Origin of the sequence: Deinococcus rhizophilus, assembly GCF_030271215.1 — a bacterium.
Classification (GTDB): domain Bacteria; phylum Deinococcota; class Deinococci; order Deinococcales; family Deinococcaceae; genus Deinococcus; species Deinococcus rhizophilus.
The window spans coordinates 1-798 of record NZ_JASNGB010000352.1; the positions used below are offsets into that span (position 1 = coordinate 1).

The 798-nt window shown below is 75.4% G+C and carries 1 protein-coding gene and 1 pseudogene; one reads left to right on the forward strand and one right to left on the reverse strand.

What is annotated here, in order from left to right; genetic code table 11:
• Positions 1-102 (reverse strand): annotated as a pseudogene (locus QOL99_RS17290) (SDR family oxidoreductase); the annotation flags it as partial.
• A gap of 86 nt (positions 103-188) precedes the next feature.
• Between QOL99_RS17290 and QOL99_RS17295 the strand changes: the two are divergent.
• Positions 189-689 carry a hypothetical protein gene (locus tag QOL99_RS17295; protein WP_285525646.1) on the forward strand — a complete coding sequence of 167 codons (501 nt, stop codon included), beginning with the start codon at positions 189-191 and terminating at the stop codon, positions 687-689.
• Positions 690-798 lie beyond the last annotated feature (109 nt).

Consider the following 798-nt stretch of genomic DNA (forward strand, 5'->3'; position numbering starts at 1 on the left):
GGACGCGCCCAGTTCCGCGAGGGCCTGCGCCGCCGCCCGCCCGATGCCCCTGCTGCCGCCCGTGACGAGGGCGCGTTTGCCGCCTAACCGGAAGAGAGCCATGGGGCAGGCTAGCGCGGCGGGGTTCCCCTGCCCGACGGTGAGCCGCGCCGCCGCGCCGGGCGGGCGGGAGCGGCTAGCATGGAGCCATGAACGCGCCGCGCCTGCTCGTCACCGTGCTCACCGGAGCCTCTGCCGCCCTGATCGCCTACAGCGCGTTTTACGTGCGTGGAAACACGGCGGGCGTGATGCGCTACCTGCGGGAGCGCGGCGACGTGCGCGACCTGGAGGCGGGTGGGGCGAGCGCGGCGGCGGTCCGGGCGGCCCAGGAGAACCTCACCGCGCTGGCCCTGAGCATCGCCGATCCTGGGCTGGCTGCCCGGATGATTCCGGTCGCGGTCCTCCTGGGCCTGCTGGTGGGCTGGCTGGTGTGGCGCTCGTTCGGGTCGCGGGGGGCACAGGCAGATCGCGGCGACGTGCAGGAGCGCATGGTCCTGAAGGTCGCCTACCGCCGGGGCGGGCAGTTCACCGCCGAGGAACTGCGCCGCCTCTCGCCCCTCACGGGCGAGCAGGTGGGCACCGTCACCCGGCGGATGCTGGACGCGGGCCAGCTGGTGCGCGACGGCGACAGCTTCCGGCTGGCACGGTGAACGGAGTGACGCTGCCCCCCGCCGACCTCGCCCGGCTGCTGCACGACGCGCAGGAGGGGCCGCACTACAGCGTGCGGGCGGCCCTCGCCCTGGCCGACGGGCAGCCGCC